This window comes from Amycolatopsis sp. A133 (genome assembly GCF_031082405.1).
GTDB lineage: Bacteria > Actinomycetota > Actinomycetes > Mycobacteriales > Pseudonocardiaceae > Amycolatopsis.
Map to the genome: position 1 here is coordinate 1 of NZ_JAVHJU010000003.1, position 3,212 is coordinate 3,212.

The 3,212-nt window shown below is 68.0% G+C and carries 6 protein-coding genes (1 of these 6 running past the window's edge); 5 read left to right on the top strand and 1 reads right to left on the bottom strand.

Features of this window, described 5'->3' with window-relative positions; genetic code table 11:
- The 5 genes from Q5425_RS02845 to Q5425_RS02865 form a co-directional block, all read left to right on the top strand.
- The coding region (locus Q5425_RS02845) for an integrase core domain-containing protein (RefSeq protein WP_308670480.1) at positions 1–333 on the top strand (333 nt) is incomplete at its 5' end.
- Between the two features lie 149 nt (positions 334–482).
- Complete coding sequence (locus tag Q5425_RS02850; protein ID WP_308670481.1) at positions 483–1,337, top strand: GNAT family N-acetyltransferase; 855 nt, start codon at positions 483–485, stop codon at positions 1,335–1,337.
- Between the two features lie 26 nt (positions 1,338–1,363).
- A complete protein-coding gene (locus Q5425_RS02855) occupies positions 1,364–2,158 on the top strand; it encodes a phosphotransferase (protein ID WP_308670482.1) in 795 nt (264 codons plus the stop codon).
- A gap of 113 nt (positions 2,159–2,271) precedes the next feature.
- The gene (locus Q5425_RS02860) at positions 2,272–2,742 is read left to right on the top strand and encodes an NUDIX domain-containing protein (RefSeq protein WP_308670483.1); all 471 of its coding nucleotides are present in this window, start codon (positions 2,272–2,274) and stop codon (positions 2,740–2,742) included.
- A gap of 16 nt (positions 2,743–2,758) precedes the next feature.
- The gene (locus tag Q5425_RS02865; RefSeq protein WP_308670484.1) at positions 2,759–2,923 is read left to right on the top strand and encodes a hypothetical protein; all 165 of its coding nucleotides are present in this window, start codon (positions 2,759–2,761) and stop codon (positions 2,921–2,923) included.
- A 144-nt stretch (positions 2,924–3,067) separates the two neighbouring features.
- Here the strand turns inward: Q5425_RS02865 and fxsT are convergent, their stop codons facing one another.
- Positions 3,068–3,212 carry the end of an FxSxx-COOH system tetratricopeptide repeat protein gene (fxsT, locus tag Q5425_RS02870; RefSeq protein WP_308670485.1) on the bottom strand. It continues 2,312 nt past the right edge of the window, so the window shows 145 of its 2,457 coding nt (coding positions 2,313–2,457); the start codon falls outside the window, past its right edge; its stop codon occupies positions 3,068–3,070.

Below are 3,212 nucleotides of genomic sequence, written 5' to 3' on the forward strand. Positions count from 1 at the left end.
GGTGACGTGGCCGGCTGCGTGATCCACACCGACCGCGGGTCGCAATTCCGATCAAGAAAGTTCGTCCGCGTTCTTCATCAGCACCACATGATCGGGTCGATGGGCAGAGTCGGCGCCGCAGGCGACAACGCCGCCATGGAATCCTTCTTCGGCCTGCTGCAGAACAACGTCCTCGACCGTCGAATCTGGCCCACCCGCCAGCAGTTGAGAAACGCGATCGTGACCTGGATCGAACGCACCTACCACCGTCGGCGACGCCAACGATCCCTGAACCGATTGACCCCGATTGAGTACGAGACCATCATGACCTCACCGGCCAGTCAGGCCGCGTGACTGAACTGTCACCTATCGGTGCAGCAGACCCAACGACGCCTCGCCCGCGTCGTCTTCAACACCCTCCACCACGACACCATCAAGCAACCAGCCGCGCACCCCGCGGCAGCTTGACATAGGAGCAACGCATGCGATTCCGGCCTGGCTGGTTGCGCCGCGTCCTGCAGGTGCCTGTCGTCCCCACCCTGGGACCGGTACACCCGGACACGCTGCAGCCGGAGGTCTTCGACGAGATCGTCGACGCCGCGCGTACCGGCGAGATGCTGCCGTTCGACAAGGAGCGCCGCTGGTCGGCGACCAAGTCCGAGACCGTCCTCGTCGACGAGATCGTCCACCGCCCGGACCTCACGATCATCCCCACGCTCAACCACCGCGGAGCCGGCATGATCAAAACCCACGTCTACGGCTCGCTCGAGCTCGACACCGCGGCCCTGCGCGCGGCGACCCGACGATGGTGCGCCGCCTACGGCGCGGCGACCGGCCGCGTCATCTGGTTCACCCCCGAGCCACCGCAGACCGACGCCGTCGCAGGGACCCGGGTCCTGCTCAAGACGTTCACCCAGGAGGACAACCCCGGCGCTGCCGAACAAATCCGCGATCTCGACGCCTGCCCTCCATCCACTCAGGACACCTTCGAACAGCTGGCCCAACAGGCACCGGAAACCGGGCTCGGATTTCTGTGTCGACGCTGGCGTGAAGGCCGCGTCGACGGGCCGATCCTCGCCGCCATCAACGACGGCATGGTGCTCGGAGCGATCGGTCCGCTCGCCGTGATGCCCGACCGCGACGGGGCACCGGTCCTGCTGCCGCAATACTTCGGCGTCGCTTCCGGGCACCGCGGCCGCGGGCATGGCCGCGCCCTGTGGCTGGCTGCCATGGCCTGGGGTGCTCAGCACGGCGCGCGCTACCAGCTGCTGCAGGCCGCCGCCGGAGGGCCGTCGGAATCGCTGTTCTGCTCCGAAGGGCTGACCACCCTCGGCTTCACCTGCGTAGTGGCCGCGTGAGCCAGCCCGGCAGCACAGCGGCGTCCATGGGCACCCGCGACCGCATGCCCCTCCCTCCGGCGGCGCGCGCCGCGGTCGAGGTCGAAATCGGCGAGATCCGTCGCGTCGAGCCGCTGGCCAGTGGGCTGAACTCCGCGTTCGCCGCCGTGCTGCATACCGCCGACGGCGCCGTGTTCGTCAAAGGCATGCCGGAGGGCCATCCCGGTGTCCGCGGCCAGCAACGCGAAGCCGCCATCGCACCCCATATCTCCGGGATCGCGCCCCGGCTGCGCTGGCACCTGAACCCCGCCGGTTGGGACCTGCTCGGTTTCGACCACCTCCCCGGCCACACCGCCGACCTCTCCCCCGGCTCCCCCGACCTCGCCAGCCTGGCACGCACCCTTACCCGGCTGGGCGAACTCGAACCACCACCGCTGCCGCTACCCCGGATCGAACAACGGTGGACCGGCCTGGCCGACGACGCCGACCTGGCCCTACTCGCCGACGAGCACCTGCTGCACACCGACCTCAACCCCAATAACATCCTCGTCAGCGACGGCCGGGCGTGGCTGGTGGACTGGGCTTGGCCCACCCTCGGCGCACCCTGGGTAGACCCGGCCTGTGCCGCACTCTGGCTCATCGCCGAAGGCCACACCCCCACAGCCGCAGAAACCTGGGCCCGAACGCTTCCTGCCTGGACCCGCGTACCGCGAGACGGCCTCGACACGTTCGTCGCCGTCAGCTCTCGCCTTTGGACCACCATCGCCGACGACGACGCGCAGCCCTGGAAGTTGGCACTCCGTAACGCTGCCAACCTATGGTTGACCCACCGAAGCTCATGAACGCCACCTCGCTCGGTCACGCACACAAACGGCTAAAGGCGTGGACCACGCCCACGAAGACCGCTCGAGCACGAGGATTGACCCGATGCCTTTCCCTAATTAGCGAACCGACCTTGCGGGTCGGCGCCCGCGTCCTGCTCCTCAACCGCGACGACGAAATCTTGCTCATCCACGCCCGCGACCCCGACGACCCCAGCCACCACTGGTGGGAACTCCCCGGCGGCGGCCAGGATGCCGGCGAGAAGCTCGAGGACACCGCTCGCCGCGAGATCGCCGAGGAAACCGGGCTCATCCTCGACGAGATCGGCCGCGAGCTCTGGACCCGCGAAAGCCGCTTCACCTACCGCGGCCGAGAACACCACCGCCTCGACCACGTCTACCTCGCCCACGCCGATCAAGACACACCGCAGGTCGCCCTCCACCACACGGCCAACGAACGTGCCGGCCTTATCGAGCGTCGCTGGTGGTCAGCCGCCGCGATCTCGACCTGCCGCGACAAGCTCCTGCCAGTCGAACTGCCGGACCTGCTTCAGGCACTCCTCGACGACCGCTTCCCACTCACTCCCCTGACACTCACTGCCTGAGACCAGCCTCCCCGGCGTGCACGCATCGCTGACCAGGTCGGCGCTACGCGACCGCAACCACCACCGCCTCCACCACGTCTACCTCGCGCGCACCAAGGACACCACAGCGCAGGGCGCCCTCCGGCACACCGCCAACGAGCGCGCCAGCCTCATCGAGCGCCGTTGGGCGGTCCAGCGCTGAACTCTCGGGGTGTGCAAACAAGCTCCTGCCGACTGAGCTCTCGGGTCTTCCGCAGACGGTTAGTCGGGTTGTCGGACGGCACCTGCAGCGCGAGCTACTGGGAATGGTGAGGGTGCGTGATCTTCTCACTTGAAGGTCTGCGCGTCATTTCGGCGCGCCCGCCTTCCTGCTGAGGGCTGTGAGGTCAGCTGCGAGGTTGTTGGCGGTAGCGAGGGTTTCGGGGTGGTCGTTGCCGAGGACCCGTTGAGCGCGAGTGAGGGTGTCCTGGTTGAGGTCGTGGGCCTGCTGA